Origin of the sequence: Alteromonas sp. K632G, from assembly GCF_017653625.1 — a bacterium.
GTDB classification, from domain to species: Bacteria; Pseudomonadota; Gammaproteobacteria; order Enterobacterales; family Alteromonadaceae; genus Alteromonas; species Alteromonas naphthalenivorans.
The window spans coordinates 279337-296306 of record NZ_JAGGDM010000001.1; the positions used below are offsets into that span (position 1 = coordinate 279337).

14 protein-coding genes and 1 riboswitch are annotated in these 16970 nt (G+C 42.4%); of the genes, 12 read left to right on the forward strand and 2 right to left on the reverse strand.

Annotated elements, in window-relative coordinates:
* Nucleotides 1–263 precede the first annotated feature (263 nt).
* The 5 genes from J5X92_RS01205 (at nt 264) to J5X92_RS01225 (ending at nt 7444) form a co-directional block, all read left to right on the forward strand.
* Nucleotides 264–3101, forward strand: coding sequence for a TonB-dependent receptor (locus J5X92_RS01205; protein WP_208804294.1), 2838 nt, complete (start codon nt 264–266; stop codon nt 3099–3101).
* Between the two features lie 63 nt (nt 3102–3164).
* Entirely contained in the window at nt 3165–4310 is a 1146-nt protein-coding gene (locus J5X92_RS21360) for a 2OG-Fe(II) oxygenase (protein WP_208804296.1), read from the forward strand.
* A gap of 21 nt (nt 4311–4331) precedes the next feature.
* Nucleotides 4332–4613 carry a hypothetical protein gene (locus tag J5X92_RS01215; RefSeq protein WP_208804298.1) on the forward strand — a complete coding sequence of 94 codons (282 nt, stop codon included), beginning with the start codon at nt 4332–4334 and terminating at the stop codon, nt 4611–4613.
* A 51-nt stretch (nt 4614–4664) separates the two neighbouring features.
* Nucleotides 4665–5639, forward strand: coding sequence for an aspartyl/asparaginyl beta-hydroxylase domain-containing protein (locus J5X92_RS01220; RefSeq protein ID WP_208804300.1), 975 nt, complete (start codon nt 4665–4667; stop codon nt 5637–5639).
* Nucleotides 5640–5641: 2 nt separating this feature from the next.
* Nucleotides 5642–7444: a tetratricopeptide repeat protein gene (locus J5X92_RS01225; protein WP_208804302.1), complete on the forward strand. Its 1803-nt coding sequence runs from the start codon at nt 5642–5644 to the stop codon at nt 7442–7444.
* Nucleotides 7445–7546: 102 nt separating this feature from the next.
* On the opposite strand, the gene J5X92_RS01230 is transcribed toward J5X92_RS01225, so the two are convergent.
* Nucleotides 7547–8107: a 2OG-Fe(II) oxygenase gene (locus J5X92_RS01230; protein WP_208804304.1), complete on the reverse strand. Its 561-nt coding sequence runs from the start codon at nt 8105–8107 to the stop codon at nt 7547–7549.
* A gap of 658 nt (nt 8108–8765) precedes the next feature.
* Between J5X92_RS01230 and J5X92_RS01235 the strand changes: the two genes are divergently transcribed.
* The 6 genes from J5X92_RS01235 to J5X92_RS01260 are packed head-to-tail and all read left to right on the forward strand — an operon-like array spanning nt 8766 to nt 13709.
* On the forward strand, nt 8766–9527 hold the full coding sequence (locus J5X92_RS01235; RefSeq protein ID WP_013785035.1) for a DUF3450 domain-containing protein: 762 nt from the start codon (nt 8766–8768) through the stop codon (nt 9525–9527).
* A 6-nt stretch (nt 9528–9533) separates the two neighbouring features.
* The gene (locus tag J5X92_RS01240; RefSeq protein ID WP_126871940.1) at nt 9534–10892 is read left to right on the forward strand and encodes a MotA/TolQ/ExbB proton channel family protein; all 1359 of its coding nucleotides are present in this window, start codon (nt 9534–9536) and stop codon (nt 10890–10892) included.
* Between the two features lies 1 nt (nt 10893).
* Nucleotides 10894–11418, forward strand: coding sequence for a MotA/TolQ/ExbB proton channel family protein (locus tag J5X92_RS01245; protein ID WP_013785033.1), 525 nt, complete (start codon nt 10894–10896; stop codon nt 11416–11418).
* A gap of 11 nt (nt 11419–11429) precedes the next feature.
* Nucleotides 11430–11828 carry a biopolymer transporter ExbD gene (locus J5X92_RS01250; protein WP_013785032.1) on the forward strand — a complete coding sequence of 133 codons (399 nt, stop codon included), beginning with the start codon at nt 11430–11432 and terminating at the stop codon, nt 11826–11828.
* A 1-nt stretch (nt 11829) separates the two neighbouring features.
* Nucleotides 11830–12441, forward strand: coding sequence for an energy transducer TonB (locus J5X92_RS01255; RefSeq protein WP_013785031.1), 612 nt, complete (start codon nt 11830–11832; stop codon nt 12439–12441).
* 2 nt (nt 12442–12443) lie between these two features.
* Entirely contained in the window at nt 12444–13709 is a 1266-nt protein-coding gene (locus J5X92_RS01260) for a tetratricopeptide repeat protein (RefSeq protein ID WP_126871939.1), read from the forward strand.
* Between the two features lie 77 nt (nt 13710–13786).
* On the opposite strand, the gene J5X92_RS01265 is transcribed toward J5X92_RS01260, so the two are convergent.
* Nucleotides 13787–16201: a GNAT family N-acetyltransferase gene (locus J5X92_RS01265; RefSeq protein ID WP_208804306.1), complete on the reverse strand. Its 2415-nt coding sequence runs from the start codon at nt 16199–16201 to the stop codon at nt 13787–13789.
* 68 nt (nt 16202–16269) lie between these two features.
* Between J5X92_RS01265 and J5X92_RS01270 the strand changes: the two genes are divergently transcribed.
* Nucleotides 16270–16698 carry a hotdog domain-containing protein gene (locus tag J5X92_RS01270; RefSeq protein WP_013785028.1) on the forward strand — a complete coding sequence of 143 codons (429 nt, stop codon included), beginning with the start codon at nt 16270–16272 and terminating at the stop codon, nt 16696–16698.
* 113 nt (nt 16699–16811) lie between these two features.
* Nucleotides 16812–16921, forward strand: a riboswitch (TPP riboswitch).
* The last annotated feature ends 49 nt before the right edge of the window (nt 16922–16970 follow it).

Sequence of the window (16970 nt, forward strand, 5' to 3'; positions counted from 1 at the left end):
TCATCTCGGACTGGTTAAAAAGCGACCGGTGCAAGGGGTGGTAAGGTAATATTTATGTAAATTGTAAGTAAACATTTACAGAAAAAGGAAAAATAAACGAAAAAAATTGAACTTTTAATTATTCCACTCCCGATCTCAGTTGACCGTTTACTCATGTTGTGTTTATTATCTTAGTGAGGCTTTGACCTTACTAATAATAATTCGTTATAAACGATTTTAGAAATACACACTAAACGAGCTTTAGTGGTCCAGGGAGACAACACATGTTTACAAATTCTAAACTGGCTAAGTCAGTTAGGTTGGCCTGCGCGTTCGGCGCGGTTTCAACAATAAGTTTTTCTGGTGCAGTTGCTGCACAAGAAGCCGAAGAAGCAGCCGATTCTGTTGAAAAAATCGAAGTAACTGGTTCTCGTATCCGTCGTACAGACATTGAAGGTGCTAACCCAGTAACGGTTATGACCCGTGTAGATATCGAAAAATTCGGTATCACTTCAATCGGTGACGTACTTCAAGCTATCCCATCTGCTGGTTCAGCAATCAACACCAATAACAACAACGGTGGTAATGGTACAACTACTATTAACATTCGTGGTATCGGTTCTAACCGTACTCTTGTTCTTGTAAACGGTAAACGTTGGGCTCCAGGCCTTACCGGCTCTGTTGACCTTAACAACATTCCTTCATCTATCATCGAGCGTATCGAAGTACTTAAAGATGGTGCTTCTGCTGTTTATGGTTCTGATGCGGTAGCGGGTGTAGTAAACATTATCACTCGTCAAGATTTTGAAGGCGTACACGCTTCTGGTTACCTTGGTCAATACGACGAAGGCGACGGTAACAAAGAATCGTGGGATATCGGTTTCGGTGTTGCTAATGACAGAGGTAACGTATATTTCAACGTAAGTTACGTAGAAGAAGAGCCAACATTCGCAGGCGATCGTGAGATTTCTGCAGTACCAGTATTCGGCGCGCCTACAGGCTACGGCGGTTCATCAGGTACACCGAATGGCCGTTTTTGGTATTTCGATGATGAAGCAACATCATTCAACGTTCAAAACGATGGTCAAGGTGGATTAATCCCTTGGACTGGTAGCAGTGCATTTAACTTTGCGCCTCTTAACTACCTTTCTACACCTCAAGAACGTATTAACCTTTATTCACAAGGCCGTTACGAATTAACAGACAACGTTTCTGTTAATGTAACTGGTTTTTACGGCAACAGACGTTCTTCACAGCTTCTTGCTCCAACACCATTATTTATCGGTAACGCTGCTGGTACATCTGGTGTAACAATTGCTGCAAACAACCCATTCAACCCAACAGGTCTTGATTTATCAGATACTGCTGGCTTTGGTGAAGCGAACAGCTTGTTCTTCGCTGGCCGTCGTATGATGGAAGCGGGTTACCGTGAATTTGCTCAAAACGTTGATCAGTTCCAATTCAATGGTGGCTTTGACGGTGTTATTGAACTGGGTGATCAAGAGTACTACTGGGATGCAACTTACACGTATGCAGACATTACTCAGAATACTTTAACCGACGGTCTTCTTAACATGGACCGCGTAGCACTAGCCCTAGGTGACGTTGATACCTGTGCTGCTACTGATGGTTGTGTACCATTAAACTTCTTCGGTGGTGCTACTGCTATCGGTGAAGGTACTATCACGCAAGAAATGCTTGATTACATTCAGTTTACAGCACAAGATGCAGCTAACTCTACGTTAGAAAGTTACTCAGCAAATATATCTGGTGAAGTTTTTGAACTACCTGCTGGTTACCTTGCATTTGCTGCTGGTTACGAAAAACGCTGGCAGTCAGGTTACGACCAACCTGATGCACTAATTGCAGCTGGTATTACTTCTGGTAACTCTCGTCAACCTACTTCAGGTTCATTCAGTGTTGAAGAAGTTTACTTAGAAGTTGCTATCCCTCTTATCTCAGATGTTGAGTTTGTTGAGCAATTAGATTTAGAGCTTGCTACTCGTTACTCTGACTACAGCAACTTCGGCGATACTACAAACTCAAAAGTTGGTTTGAAATGGCGCATCAATGAAGATGTATTAGTTCGTGGTACTTGGTCTGAAGCATTCCGTGCTCCTTCGCTATCTGAATTGTTCCTAGGTAACAGCGATAGTTTCGCAACGCTAATCGATCCATGTAATGGCGGTGAAGCTGCAAATGCTAACAGCCCAGGCTGTGCCGGTATCCCTGCTGCTTACGAGCAACCTAACCCACAAATCAGAACAACGGTTGGTGGTAATTCAGATTTAGCGCCTGAAGAAGCAGAAAGCTTTACATACGGTTTCGTATACTCACCTGCTCAAGTTGATGGTCTGTCAATCACATTTGACGTATTCGATATTGAAGTGGACAACGCAGTATCAACTGTTGGTGCTCAACGTATCCTAGATGCTTGTGCAACTACTGGTACAACGTTCTGTTCACTAATCGAACGTAACAGTGGCGGTGTAGTTACTGAGTTGTTCAACGGTCTTGTAAACCTTGGTGGTCAAACGACTTCTGGTTTCGATTATAACGTAGCTTATAATTTCGAGACTGAATACGGTGATTTCCGAGTAAACTGGGACGGTACTTACGTAGACGAACGTACTAGTATCTTCGTTGACCCTGTAACTGGTGAATCAATTTCAGAAAACGATGCTGGTAAAGCATTTGACCGTGACGTCATTCCTCGTATCCGTACTAACTTGTCTGTTACATGGGCATACGAAGATTGGACAGCTAACTACCTAGTTCGCTTCATTGGCGGAACCACAGAAGCGTGTTCATTCGATGACGATACTGATGATGCAGGTAACTACTTAGAAGATACATTGTGTAGTGATCCAGGCGTAAGCGTGTTTGCTGAAGATGGAAGTCTTGAGTCTAAAGACAGCTTCAACGAGCTTGATGCGATGGCTTACCATGACGCTTCAGTAGGTTACTCAGTAACAGAGAACCTTCGTTTGACATTTGGTGTTAACAACTTATGGGATGCAGATCCTGAAGTTTCTTACACTACATTTGCAAACAGCTTCGATCCTTCAATGTATGAAATTCCTGGACGTTTCTTCTACGGTCGTATCAACGTAGATTTCTAAACACCGGCATTTAATTGCATTTGACAAAGGCCTCTTCTGAGGCCTTTTTTATAAGGGTAAATTGTGAGTTCAGTACAGCAATTACTTGAGCAGGCTCAATATCATCAACAGCAGGGTGCCATTGAAAAGTCGATGGTATTACTTGGTGAAGCCGGTAAATTAGGCAATATGTATGCGGCTTTGGATTTTGCATACTATACGGTGAGTAGTGACCCGAATTTGGCTCTTCTTTATCTTCAGTCTATTCCTGATACTAAACACCCCACAGTTCGTTACCACAAGTCGCTGATTACTCGATTTTATATTGAAGGTAGCTTTAGCCGAAGTATTATAAACGAACTGATAGCTTTAGCGCAGAATGGCCATGCAGAATCTTTGCTGGTGCTCTCATGTTGGTGCTCCGAAGATGAAAAAGTCTATCTTCAGGTTGTTAGTGTTATGGCGAAATTAACGCCGAATATATATCGGCAACTCGTTAACGATGATAAGCAGGTGCTAACAACTTCTCTCGAACCTCTAGATGAAAGTGATATTGAATTTGCTATTCGAGCTCGAGAAGCAAAGTTGCGCTCACTTGAACTTGAAGTTTTAAATGAAGATATATCATTAGTGCGTGTTAAAAATGCATTGTCAGCATTTGAGTGTCGTTATCTAAAGCAACGCTTCATGCCACTTTTAACCCGTTCGATGGTTGCTAGTCCTGCGGATGGAAGCCCTATGGTTGATTCTATTCGTACCAGCGAGGTTGGCGTTATTCTATCTGAAATGGCAGATTGGATTGTTAGAGATATAGATACGAGAATGGCAGATATCTCAGGCACTGATACATCCCATGGGGAGCCTTTAAATTTACTACGCTACAAAGAAGGGCAAGAATACAAAGCCCATTATGATGCGTTTTCTCACAAACAGCATGAGCAAGCGGAGTTTATTAAGGAAGGTGGGCAGCGTTCAAATACTGTTCTTGCTTATTTAAACTCAATGAGTAGCAATGGTGAAACCCATTTCCCTAAAGTAAACATTAAAATAAAGCCTGAACTAGGAACCGTTATTTCATTTAAAAATATTGATGAAAATAACGAGATATTAAAAGCCAGTTTACACCTTGGCGCACCAGTGGCTGACGGTGAGAAATGGACGCTTACAAAATGGATAAGGATCAACCAAACACAGTATGGTACTTTAACCCACGGAACTTTTATCCAATAAACTTTAAATAAGGATTTATAAATGTTTAAAACTATTTTAGTCACTTTTGCTATTTCTGCCACCCTGGTTGGTTGTGGCGCTACAAGTAATAACACTCAAGAATTAGCAAATAATAAAACTGAAGAGATAGCCAGCAATCAAGAACGTGATGATCAAGTTTGTAAAATGGAAAAGCGAATCGGTTCTAATATGATGCGTCGCGTCTGCTATACAGTAGAAGAGAGAGAAAACATGAAAGAGGCGGCTCGTGATGGTTGGTTGCGTATGCAACGTGGTACAGAAACATCGGGTTCGGAGAATTAAAATAATAGAGGAGCTGAGAGTTAACCCAGCTCCATTTACCTCGGATTTTCAATGACACCTTTATATATATCTACCCTCAATGACATTGAGAAAATGTTGTCGAAAGGAGATTTTGACCAAGCGCTTTCCTTATATGTTACGTTAAATAGTCAAAATTCGGAGTATCTTGATTTTAAGTCAGGAAAAATGACTAGGTCACGTTTTTCTCACATACAGAATGCAGCTAACTTAGCACGTAGGGACGGTTACACACGATTGCAATTCATGGAGTCGGTATCACCAAGGTTGAAGAAGTCGCTCGCACTTTTTTTTGGTGTCGAATTTCACCCTTTCCAAAACGAACTTCAAAAACCAAGTTTCTTTTATATTCCCGACTTACCAAGTAAACCTTTTTATCAAGCAGATGAAGTTGAAGGGTTAACTGATTGGATAGTAGAGCTTCAAAGTCACAAAGATGAACTTCTAAACGTTGGGAAACGAGCAAACGTTAAGTATGTTGGTGAGTTTGAGAATGTACCAGCTACTGAGACATGGGATAAGCTTCGCGATGAATGGTTATCTACTCATCTACTAAAAGAAGGCAAGAACTGTTCAGGGTTTGAAAGTTTATCTTTAGCGTTACGTAATGAACTTGAAAATGCACCCTTAGCTTTCTGTCCTCCGCATGCTCCAGAGGTATTTCTCTCGGTACTTAAACCCGGCTCCTACATACCCCCGCATTACGGTATTTCAAATTGTAAGCTGACTGTCCATATTCCTTTGCAAGTAACAGAGGATGCGAGCTTAACTGTCGGTGAAGAGATTTTTAATTGGGGAAAGGCTAACAAGCACCTTGTGTTTGACGATAGTTTTATACATTCAGCGTCTAATAAGTCTGACAAAGAGCGGGCAGTGCTAATACTTGATGTTTGGAATCCAGCATTGACTCTCGATGAGAGAGAGGGAATAACTCAGTTTATGTCCATTTTATCAAAATGGAATGAAGGGGCAGGTAAGCTTATGAATTTAGATCGTGGCTTAGGGTAGTTATGGCTATAGATAAGATGGGAGTGTTACGGCAAGTAGTCAATGCTTTTCAACAAGGAAAGTACGGCTACGTGATTCAATTTATAGGTGCTAACCCTAGCATTCTAAAGCTTGATCCTGTGGCTGTTCAGGTATATTCGAGTGCTCTTAGAAAGGCGCAAGCAGGAGCACGTGCAGAATCAGTCATTATAAAAGGACTAAAAACATTCAAAGAGAGTCCTCAACTTCTCAACAGCTTGGGTACAACACAACTGGAATTGGGTAAAGCAAAGCATGCGGTGCAATCGTTAAAAAAAGCTTTGTCCGCAAATCCTAGTGATATTGAAGTTAAGTACAACCTTGCCCGAGCATATAAAGAAGTTGGTTTGTTTAATGAGGCTCAAGCCATTTTTGTAGAGGTTATTCGCAAAAAACCAACGTATAGCCAAGCCAATATTCACCTTGCTGATGTATATACTAACTTAGGCGCACTAGAAAAAGCGCAATCGTGCTTAATATCTGTATTAGAAAAAGAGCCCACCAATATCGTTGCATTAAACAATTTGGGTAATGTGCTTAGGAAGATGAACGACTTTGAAGCGTCAGCACAGCGCTTTGAAGCCGCAATAAAGCTACAACCGACTAACAGTACCTTGCGACGAAATTTAGCGGCAACTTTGGTGTTATTAAATCGACGTGAAGAAGCCAAACAGTGTTTTATCGACGCTGTTTCATTAACGCCCTTAGATTGGAGTGCACAAGAAGAGCTTGCTGCTTTTTTATGGGAAGAAGGTGTTGAATCTCCTTTTGAGTATATCGAACCTCAGATCAATCTTGAAGGTACAGATTCGGCATTTGTCTTAGCCTACATAAAGCTCTTAGTCCGGGCAAACCAATTTCAAAAAGCGCTTGATGTACTTAATAGACAAGAACCGTTATTAGCTTCTAATCTTGAATTTTATATATATAAAGCACGCGTGCATAGGGAGTTAGCTGACTATCACGCATCCTTAGATTATGTTGAAAAAGGCGAAAAGCTAAAAGTCAAAAATAGTGTAGGGCTAGAGAGTGAGGCTGGATATACCTTACTAAGTTTAGGGCGGGCAAAAGAGGCCTACACCAAGTTTGCTAAATTAGTGAAACAAGAGCCGCTTAATCAGGGGTGGTGGACAATGCTTTCTACGTGCTATTACCTGCAAAACGAAGAAAGTAAGTATCATTGGTTGTGCAATTATCAGCAATTACTGGCCGTGGTGCCAATTCTACCGAGTATTGAGAGTAGAAAGAGTTTAAATAATGCATTGCGTGATGTGCTTGATGATTTGCACCAAAATGAACGTCATCCTATTGGGCAATCGTTGAGAAATGGTACCCAGACGTATGAAAATCTCTTTGATGATAACAGTGAGGTAATAAATACCCTGTCCGGCCTCATTCTTGAAAGAGCAGAGGAGTTCATTAAATTACAAAGTACAGATAGAAAACACCCTTTCCTATCTCGCTTGGGTAAAGATTTAACGTTTAAAGGCTCATGGTCAGTAAAGTTACGCTCCGATGGTTATCATCGTTCGCACTATCATCCTGAGGGGTGGTTAAGCGGCGTGTATTATGTAGATGTCCCCGATGCTGTAGACAAACATGGGGAAGGTTGGCTAACTTTCGGTCGAGCTGATATAGCAAATCAAAATTTCGAAGGTGACTTGGCAGTAAAGCCACAGTCAGGGAATCTTATCTTGTTCCCGTCTTACATGTGGCATGGAACCAATGCATTTAAGAGCAGTACCGCTAGACTTACGGTTGCATTTGATATCATCCCAAGCCATTAACTTGGGATGTGTAAATAATCAAAGTATTGATTATACCGCTATTTGGTAAGTGCCTATAACGTTCAGATACTTATAGTACCAGCGTATGAAGATAAGCGATGATTAGCTCGTCAATTCAAGCTTAAACGCTAATGTATATCTAGGAGTATAGCAAATACGGTTTGGCGGCCTGCCTACGTGTTTAATGGCGCCATGGAAAATACTCACTCGACCAGGTTTCGGGGTACAAGCAAATAAACAATCATCTTGTTCGTTAAAAAACATAGTTTCACCGCCCCATTCTATATCCCACGTTGGCGAAATATAGACCAAAACAGTGAGTTCGTCGGCACCAGGCATACAATCAGTGTGAGTAAAAAGCATATCACCAAACGAGGCGTGATTCACGTAACCTCTATATGCCTTATAGGTTTTACCAGTAAGCGCTTGAACTGCACTAATTGCACGATTATAAACAGGTAGGCTTTGTATTTGTTCGCCAGATAGATTCACTGCCCAATGACGAAATTCTTTTGTGTCTGGTCTCGCAATTTCATTGCGTTTAAAAGCACTGACTTCAAGACCGTTAAATATCCCTTGTGCTTCTTGCGAAGAGCATAAGCCGTCGAAAATCCAAAGCGGTTTACTATCGATTGATACGGAATGTGTAGCTTCATACGTCATGGATTAATCCCGAAAATTGAATTTTTTTAAGTTTATCCTATAGCGGTTAGCAATTATACCTAACACCTACAAGTGACAAAAATCCGATTAGGAAAATGAACGCCTACATTGTAAATTTGGCATAGCGTTAATATTTAGTGAATTGCTGCACCAAAATGGAACCTTTCATTAGAAAGGATGCTGCATACGCTTCCGTTTGATGGTACGACCACCAAATTATGACCATAAGAAGTTAACAAAAAGTGATTACTTTGAATCTAACGTGACGAAGTTGAAGCTTATATTGGACTCTGTAGGAAATTGCGGCGTTTCTCCCCCAGATTTAAGTATAAAACCAAGTAAAAGCACGGTTTATTTTTGCTCATAAACAAAAAAATAACCCTGTATTTGTCAGTTATTTGTACGTTGGAATGAATTCTGCAGGAAAATTCGAACGTATATTAAACAGATGATAAAAAATCTACTTGGTGTAAACAGGGTGTTACTTGACTCAGTGCTGTAATCCGTGTGAGTATAATACGTTCGTAGTACTGGAAGCTAAGGTCCGTACTACATTCCTAAAACATAATTGTGAAAGTTTAATACGCCCCTTGCCCGAACGGTTTTCCTTTATCGGCGAGGATTCAAATAAGAAATTTGGTTGGGAACTATGTCCAAAATGAGCAAGAGAACTCTTATTGCTTCTACTGTTATCGGTGCTTTCGCACTAACAGGTAGTGCAGTCTCTGCAGATACGCTTGAAGACCTTCATAAAGAAGAAGCGAAAATCCACGCAGCTGCAGCGAAATCTCAGGAAAAAATCAACACGTTGTTTGAACAGTCTCAAGAATTACTGGTTGAGTACCGTCAAACAGTAGATGAGACAGAAAACCTCAAAATATACAACGACTACATTGCGAGTCTTGTAGCAGATCAACAACGTGGTATTGATTCTTTGCAACGTCAAATTGACAGCATTGAACAAACTAAGCAGGGCATCGTTCCTCTTATGTTCCGCATGATCGATAGTCTTGAGAAATTCATCAAACTTGATCGTCCTATTCACTTAGACGAGCGTCTAGAGCGTGTTCAGCGTTTACGTGATGTTATGTCTAACTCTAACGTAACTGTTTCAGAACAGTTCCGCCAAGTAATCGAAGCATACTTGGTTGAAGTTGAGTACGGCACTAAGATTAACTCTTACCAAGGTACTATTGATAGCAACGGCACTGAGGTGACAGTTGACTTCTTTAACCTAGGTCGCACTGCACTAGTAGCATTGTCTCTTGACCAAGAAAACGCTTGGGCATGGAACAATGAAAGCCGCGCTTGGGAACAACTTGGCGACGAATATCTGTCATCAGTTGTTGACGCAGTTAAAATGGCTAATAACGTCATTCCTGCGGATCTGATCAAACTACCAATTAGTGCAGCGGAGTAATTGTTAATGAAACCAGTATTCAAATCTCTTTTAACCGCTGCCACTCTTGCGGTTGTAGCAACCGGAGCTCAGGCTCAGGAAGCAAAGAGCCTTAAAGAACTTTTAGACCAAGTTCAGGATAACCGTGTTTCTGAAACACGTATCAACAAACAGCGTGAAGCAGAGTTCCAATCTGCTCGTGCAGACAAGCAAGCGCTTCTTCGTAAAGCAGAATCTGAATTGAAAGCTGAACAGGGTCGTGGCGACCGTCTTCAACAACAATTCTCTGACAACGAAGTAACGCTTAACGAAAAAGCCGCTGAGCTTGACCAGGCAACTGGTACACTTGGTGAGATGTTCGGTGTGGTTCGTCAAGCTTCTTCAGAAGCTTATGGCCGTGTTGCTACATCAATCGTTAGTGCTCAATTCCCAGGCCGTGGTGAGTTCCTAGCTGGAATGGCAGAAGATTCTAAAGGTCTTCCTAACATTCAAGAACTAGAAGACCTATGGTTTGCGCTACAGAAAGAAATGACTGAAGGTGGCGAAACAGTTCGTTTCACTACAGAAGTTGTAAACCTTGACGGCGGTTCTTCACAGCAAGAAGTTGTTCGTATCGGTACTTTCAACCTTGTAGGTGAAGACGGCTACCTAACTTATGATGCTGAAAACGAAATCGTTCAGCCTCTAGGTCGCCAACCAGATAGCCGTTTTGTAGGTTCAGCTGACGATCTAATCGCAGCGACTTCAGGTATGGTTCCTTTTTATGCCGACCCTTCTCAAGGTGCAATCCTTGGTCTGTTGAAGCAAAAAGCAACAATGTCTGAGCGTTATCATGCAGGTGGTGTAGTAGGTTACACAATCACTGTAATGCTAGCGATTGGTCTACTTATCGGTCTTTACAAGCTAATTACGCTTACCGTAGTTGCTGGTAAAATGCGTTCACAGCTTAAAAACCCAGGTAACCCTTCAGATGGCAACCCACTAGGTCGCATCTTGAAAGTTTATCAAGAGAACAAAGCTGCTGATGCTGAAAACTTAGAGCTTAAACTTGATGAAGCTATCTTACGTGAACTTCCACGTATCGAAAGCGGCATTAACGTAATCAAGATCTTTGCTGCAATCGCTCCGTTACTAGGTCTACTTGGTACGGTACTTGGTATGATCGCAACGTTCCAAACAATCACATTGTTCGGTACAGGCGACCCTCGTATGATGGCTGGCAGTATCTCTATGGCGCTTGTAACTACGGCTCAAGGTATTATCGCGGCGTTGCCACTGATTCTTACTCACAGCATCGTAGCTTCACGTAGCAAATCAATCATCCACATTCTTGATGAGCAAACTGCGGGTATCGTAGCAGCTCATTCAGAGTCGGAGAAAGCGTAATATGAATTACCTGATTGGATTAGTTGAATCGGTCAGGGATTTTATCGCTACCGGCGGTGACGTGCTTTATTTCGTTGCTGCCGCGCTCTTTCTCATGTGGGTTTTAATGATTGAGCGTTATTGGTATTTAACCTCGGTCTTCCCAACGGTGAAGAAAAACATCATCAAAAATTGGGATGCCCGAGCAGATACCACATCTTGGTATGCGCATAGAATCCGTGACGCGTGGATTTCTCAGGCGTCAGATGATCTGAACGCTAGAATGCTGATTATTCGCACCATTATTGCAATGTGTCCGTTAATCGGGCTACTGGGAACAGTAACCGGTATGATCGGTGTTTTCGAGACGATGGCGACACAAGGCACCAGCAATGCACGTTTAATGGCAGCTGGTATCTCCATGGCAACAGTCCCGACTATGGCGGGAATGGTAGCCGCGCTTTCTGGACTGTTCATCAGTTCTCGTCTTGAAGCGAAAGTGAAGCTGGCACGCGAAGGGTTAGTTGATAGCCTGCCACATCATTAGAGAGAGATATTATGGCTCGAAAAGTCAGAATCGAGGAAGAAGACGCACAGATTGACATGACACCCATGTTGGATATCGTGTTTATCATGCTGATCTTCTTTATCGTTACCACTGTTTTCGTTAAAGAAGCAGGGATTGAAGTTAATAAGCCCGACGCGAGCCAGGCGGTTCTTCACAAGAACGCAAACATTTTCATAGCGGTAACAGAAGATGGAAGCGTTTGGTTAGATAAACGTGAAGTAGCGCCGGACAGCGTTAGAGCGAATATTGAACGACTGCTTACCGAGCAGCCAACTGACTACGTAATCATTCAGGCTGATGTTAAAGCCAAGCATGGTTTAGTAGTAGAAATTATGGATCAGGTTAAAGCTGCAGGCGTTAATCGTGTTTCGGTAGCGGCAAGGGGTTAAGATGTTACGTATAATTGTATCTATATTCTTAGGTGCTGGTGTTGCATTTGCCCTGTTCGTACTTATGGCTAAGTTGATTGAAAACTCAGCCAGACCTGCGGACGAAGTACCTGAAGCACCGGTAATCGATATTGTGATGCAGGAACCAGACGATCAGACGCAAACGCGTCAACGTGTTCCGCCTCCACCTCCACCTCCGCCTCAACAGCCTCCTAAAATGGAGCTTGTTGAGCCAGAAGCAGCTGAACCGGATGCAGATGGCTTTAGCCTAGCAATCCCAGCTATTGATACGGGTGGTGTTGGTGTAAACATTGGTGGTGTTGGCGCTATGCAGCGTGATGGCGATGCTACTCCAATCGTTCGTATCGATCCGAAATATCCGCCTGATGCAGCCCGTGATGGCCGTGAAGGTTGGGTAAGATTGTCTTTCACTATCAATGAAATTGGTGGTGTAGACGACATCGAAGTAATTGAAGCTGAACCTAAGCGTGTATTCGACCGTGAGGCACGACGTGCATTACGTAAGTGGAAATACAAGCCTAAGATTGTTGACGGCAAAGCTGTTAAGCAAACTGGCATGTTCGTACAGCTAGACTTTAAACTGGAGCAATGATCATGATGAAAAATAAATTCAAAATGTCTGCATTTGCTTTAGTGCTTGGTGCCGGTGCAGTATTTACTGCGCCAGCGGCACTAGCACAGTCTTCACCTGTAATGTGTCCTGGTTACGAAAAGCCAAAAACAACCTTAGTAGGCGAGCGTACAGGTAAAAAAGTTCAAAAAGCGTTTGAATTTTACAACGAAGATCAAGTTGATGAAGCGTTAAACATTCTATATGAAATTGACCCTTCTGAAGACTTCGATGCGGCGTATGTAAATCGCTTTATTGGTAACTTATTAGCTGCACAAGAAGGTAAAGGCTCTAAAGCACTTGGTTATTTGAACCAGTCTGTAGAACCGAAAGTATTGAATGATCTCGAGCATTCTCAAACACTTAAGTTATTAGGTGATTTGAACATGCAAGAGAACAAATATACTGATGCGATTAAATGGTATAACGCGTGGATGGACTTTACGTGTAAAGAAGATGCGGACGTTTATACCCGTTTAGCGCAAGCTTATTATGAAGCAGGCCAATTGGATAAGATGATTGAGCCAGCTGACAGAGCAATTGCTTTGTATGATAAGCCAAATAAAAACCCTTATGTGTTAAAGCTAACGTCATATTACGAACGTAAGATGTTTCCTCAAACAGTGGCAGTTGCAGAAGAACTTGTTCGCAACTTCCCTGAGGAGCCGCGTTGGTGGACTCAGCTTGGTTTCTTCTATCTTTCAGTAGAAGACTTCGAGAAAGGTTTGTCTACGTTCGAAATGGCTTACATTCAAGGTTACCTTAAGAAAGTAAATGAGATTAAAACGTTATCTCAGTTGTTCCAAACCAACGGCATGCCTTTTAAAGCTGCTCAAATTTTGGAAAAACACGTTAAATCTGGTTTACTTGAAGAAGATGCCGATATGCTAGCGAGTATTGCTAACGCATATCACCAGGCGAAAAACTATGACAAAGCAGCTTCGCTTTACGCTAAGGCTGCCGCGAAAAGTTCAGATCCTGAGCATTACAGAAAGCAAGGTACCTTGTTGTTAGTTGCTGAAGATTACAAAGGCGCGATTAAAGCATTAAACAATGCATTAGAGCGCGGCGTTGAAAATCCTGGCAAAGTTCACTTCACCCTAATGGAAGCGAACTTCTACGCAGGCGACTTCAGAGAAGCTTATAAGCACATTCAAGAAGCGAAGAAAGATCGCTCACTACGTCGTAATGCGGCGGCTTGGGAGCCTTACATTAAAGAGAAGGCTAAGAACCGCGGTATTAACATTTAGTAGTTATATCGATAAATAGAAAGGCCTCCGTATGGAGGCCTTTTTTTTCGTTTAGTTTGCTTAAAACAATTAATGCCTCAGGTCATTACACAGGACAACAAATAGCGTACTTTTTTTCTTAGTGCGTCGGTTAATGCCTTACGACCACTTACGTTTAACAGCTGAATAAGCTGATTAGTGGGGAGGGGGGATGAGCCAAGTAATAAAAGAAGTTGAGGTGTAACTGCTTCAGTTTCATTCTTACACATCTTAGTTGGCATCTTCGTAGACTTTTCAGCATTGCTAATATACTTATTAGATACAGATAGCTCAGCGGCCAGCGCGTTTATCGCAAAACCAACTTGGTTTAGCGGCCTAGTAGCATTCACAAAATGCTGTAGCTTTTTCATTAGCGTTTTTCTTACGATATCCGGTAAGGCACTCAAAAGTACGCTTTCGTTTTTTTGGCTATAGGCAAACAAGCAAGATAGTATTTCTTGTTGCGGCCGATAGCGTTCAGATATGGCTTTTACCACCAACGCACTAGTCTCTCCACTTGCTTTGTTAGGTTTTTCACCCATATCCACAAGTTTGAATCCGCATTGTTGCCAAAACTTATTAAGCTTATAAGAGGTGCCATAGGAGCTTGTCAGTGCATCAATGTCTTGTGAAAGGGCTTGCGATTTAATAAAGCGTATAAGGCCTGTACCTATACCTTGGCCTTGAAGATAAGGAGCTACTGCTATGCGGTTTATTCGCCAATAACGATAAGCTGCAGTCTCCGGATGGGCCGTGAGTAGCGTAAGCCTTTGCGCACCTAAATGTCCTTTAGGCCGGCGGGAACCATCTGCAATCCCTTTTTGTACATCAGTTAAAACCTCGCCGCCTTCACAATTTATTACTGCAGCTGCGGTTAAACGACTTGCATTCCATTCGGTGAATAATATGATGTCCGGGCTGTCACAAAGCCGCATGAAGTCATCGGGTGTGGTCTGATAGTGGGCAGTGGCCAGCAGTTGCATAACACTCTGTAATTGGTGTTCTGATAATGCAGACACCAAACCCATCCTGTAGTCATTTATACAGTTGTCCGTTGATGGTTTATGCAGTACTTCTATCGGTCTCTCTATCGGTCTCTCTATCGGTATTTCTCTCCGTACTTCTCTCCGTACTTCTTGTGGTACTTGCCGCGATACTTCTTGTAATACTTGCCGCGGTGCATCACTGACAGTATTCAATGTTTCTGCACCTTCAAATAAGCAAATATTATGTATTAGGTTTTCTAGTTTATCGTGCTTAGGCCAGCGCAGCGGTGTACGCAATGAAAGGTGCACCGCGCCTTCAGCTTCAAAAGCAGGTAGCATGCGTTGCATAAAGCCTTGCCCACTTCCTTCGTATCCCTGCAATGTTGTGGTGATCACATAGTTATCATGAGCGCCAATTAACAACTTAAGAACAGGCAAGGGGAAGGATGCTGCTTCATCAATAATAAGTAAGTCAAAGTCACCATTAATAAGCGTGGGATTATCTGGTGCAAGCCACTGTGCGCTGCCACCTTTCTCAATACTAAAAATCTCTTTAGTGGCCGATTTAGCAGCGTCTGTCTCAGTGTTATTACTATCAGGGGTATTAACCGTGTAGTCCGTAGACTGACCTGCTTGGTCTTTGTCCTCTGTATTAAGTAAACCCATGCCTAGGCGAATATGCTTGAAAAGGGTGCTTGTGTTGTCACGAATGGCGCTCGTGATAACTACTTTCTCGCCTTTATTCAGTCTTGAAGCGACAAACAACCCTACTAGCGCAGACTTCCCTCTGCCTCTAGGCGCTGTGATGACAGCTTTACGAACATCTTGCGACCACCTATTTTTCAGGCAATCAAATGCCACCTGTTGATCCAGTGATTTAAACTGTGGTCTACGGGGTGCGTCATCTTCTAGTGGCTGAATTGCTTGTGCATTTTTTGAGACTACCGGATTGATAGAGCTTTCGGGTTCAATCGGGTTTACATTGTTTAATGAATCAAACACATCGCTCCCCAATAAATCGGGGATATGGCAATGGTTACCATCCCATACAACTACGTCCGAATTGCTTTTTATTATTGCGACAAGCCTTTTTATATACAGGCTTTGGGTTGCTTTAAACCCGTGAGATAGATGCGTATGACTGGCGTGTAAATGCCAAGAGGCTAACGCAGGGCAGCATAAAATGAGACAACCACCCCAACGAATAGTGCCTGCAATGGCCATCATATTTCCAGGATTAAACCCATGATGTGAGTGTATCACCCCGATATCGCATTCATTACCTAGCAAATGTTTGCGAAGGAGTGAGGTCTCCCCGCCGATTTCTTTAACGATAAGTGAAGAGGGAATATCGCTCAAAAGAGACGTTAAACGCTGGTTAACCCATTCATAATCGCCAGAAAGCACAAGTAGACGTCGATGCTCGGTATGTCTTGCTTGCGAATAAATAGGGTTAAACAACCATTGAGTTAATTCCGGTGGCGCCATAGATGTGTTTTTTCGGTATAATTAAGACTTTCTGTGCTTATAGTAACTACTTATCTAAAGGAATTCGAATGCGCTTTCTTTCTCGGCGTCTAGTGATGCCAAACGACTTAAATTATGCCAACTCTTTATTTGGCGGCCGCGCACTTGAGTGGATTGATGAAGAGGCTGCTATCTGGGCAATTTGTCAATTAGAAACCAATTGTTTGGTTACCAAGCATATAGGGGAAATTAGTTTTGAGTCGCCTGCACTGCAAGGGGATATTGTTGAGTTTGGTCTTGAAACCAAGGCGGTGGGCAGAACGTCGATTACCGTAAGTTGTTTAGTGCGCAATAAAGCCACTAAAAAGACGATTTGTTTTGCTGACGACATTGTCTTCGTTAAAGTTGACCCAGAATCACGCCAACCTGCAGCGCATGGTAAAACACTTGAAGCGTTAGTGTCTCAAACTAACGAAGAAGTACGAAAGCTTAATCTAGAATTAGAAGAACAAAAATAAAGTCAAAAGACCAAAATACGAAGTCTACTGTTACGCCAAGTTAACCGTTTAATATCTTGACGGTTTTGGCGTAACTGGTAGACTCCTCGCTGTATTCGGTATTCTAACTGAATGCATATACCAAGGGGTGTCCGTACCGCGGACTGAGATTCACATCAACACTGTGAGAACCCTTACACCTGATCCGGATAATGCCGGCGTAGGGATGGTTGACCACATAGTCGTATCACCTGCCGTACACCCGGATCTTTTTTCTTAGAAAAGAATAAGAG

Coding starts and splice junctions, on each gene's coding strand:
- J5X92_RS01205 (WP_208804294.1), top strand. CDS start 264: ATGTTTACAAATTCTAAACTGGCTAAGTCAGTTAGGTTGGCCTGCGCG.
- J5X92_RS01215 (WP_208804298.1), top strand. CDS start 4,332: ATGTTTAAAACTATTTTAGTCACTTTTGCTATTTCTGCCACCCTGGTT.
- J5X92_RS01220 (WP_208804300.1), top strand. CDS start 4,665: ATGACACCTTTATATATATCTACCCTCAATGACATTGAGAAAATGTTG.
- J5X92_RS01225 (WP_208804302.1), top strand. CDS start 5,642: ATGGCTATAGATAAGATGGGAGTGTTACGGCAAGTAGTCAATGCTTTT.
- J5X92_RS01230 (WP_208804304.1), bottom strand. CDS start 8,107: ATGACGTATGAAGCTACACATTCCGTATCAATCGATAGTAAACCGCTT.
- J5X92_RS01235 (WP_013785035.1), top strand. CDS start 8,766: ATGAGCAAGAGAACTCTTATTGCTTCTACTGTTATCGGTGCTTTCGCA.
- J5X92_RS01240 (WP_126871940.1), top strand. CDS start 9,534: ATGAAACCAGTATTCAAATCTCTTTTAACCGCTGCCACTCTTGCGGTT.
- J5X92_RS01245 (WP_013785033.1), top strand. CDS start 10,894: ATGAATTACCTGATTGGATTAGTTGAATCGGTCAGGGATTTTATCGCT.
- J5X92_RS01250 (WP_013785032.1), top strand. CDS start 11,430: ATGGCTCGAAAAGTCAGAATCGAGGAAGAAGACGCACAGATTGACATG.
- J5X92_RS01255 (WP_013785031.1), top strand. CDS start 11,830: ATGTTACGTATAATTGTATCTATATTCTTAGGTGCTGGTGTTGCATTT.
- J5X92_RS01260 (WP_126871939.1), top strand. CDS start 12,444: ATGATGAAAAATAAATTCAAAATGTCTGCATTTGCTTTAGTGCTTGGT.
- J5X92_RS01265 (WP_208804306.1), bottom strand. CDS start 16,201: ATGGCGCCACCGGAATTAACTCAATGGTTGTTTAACCCTATTTATTCG.
- J5X92_RS01270 (WP_013785028.1), top strand. CDS start 16,270: ATGCGCTTTCTTTCTCGGCGTCTAGTGATGCCAAACGACTTAAATTAT.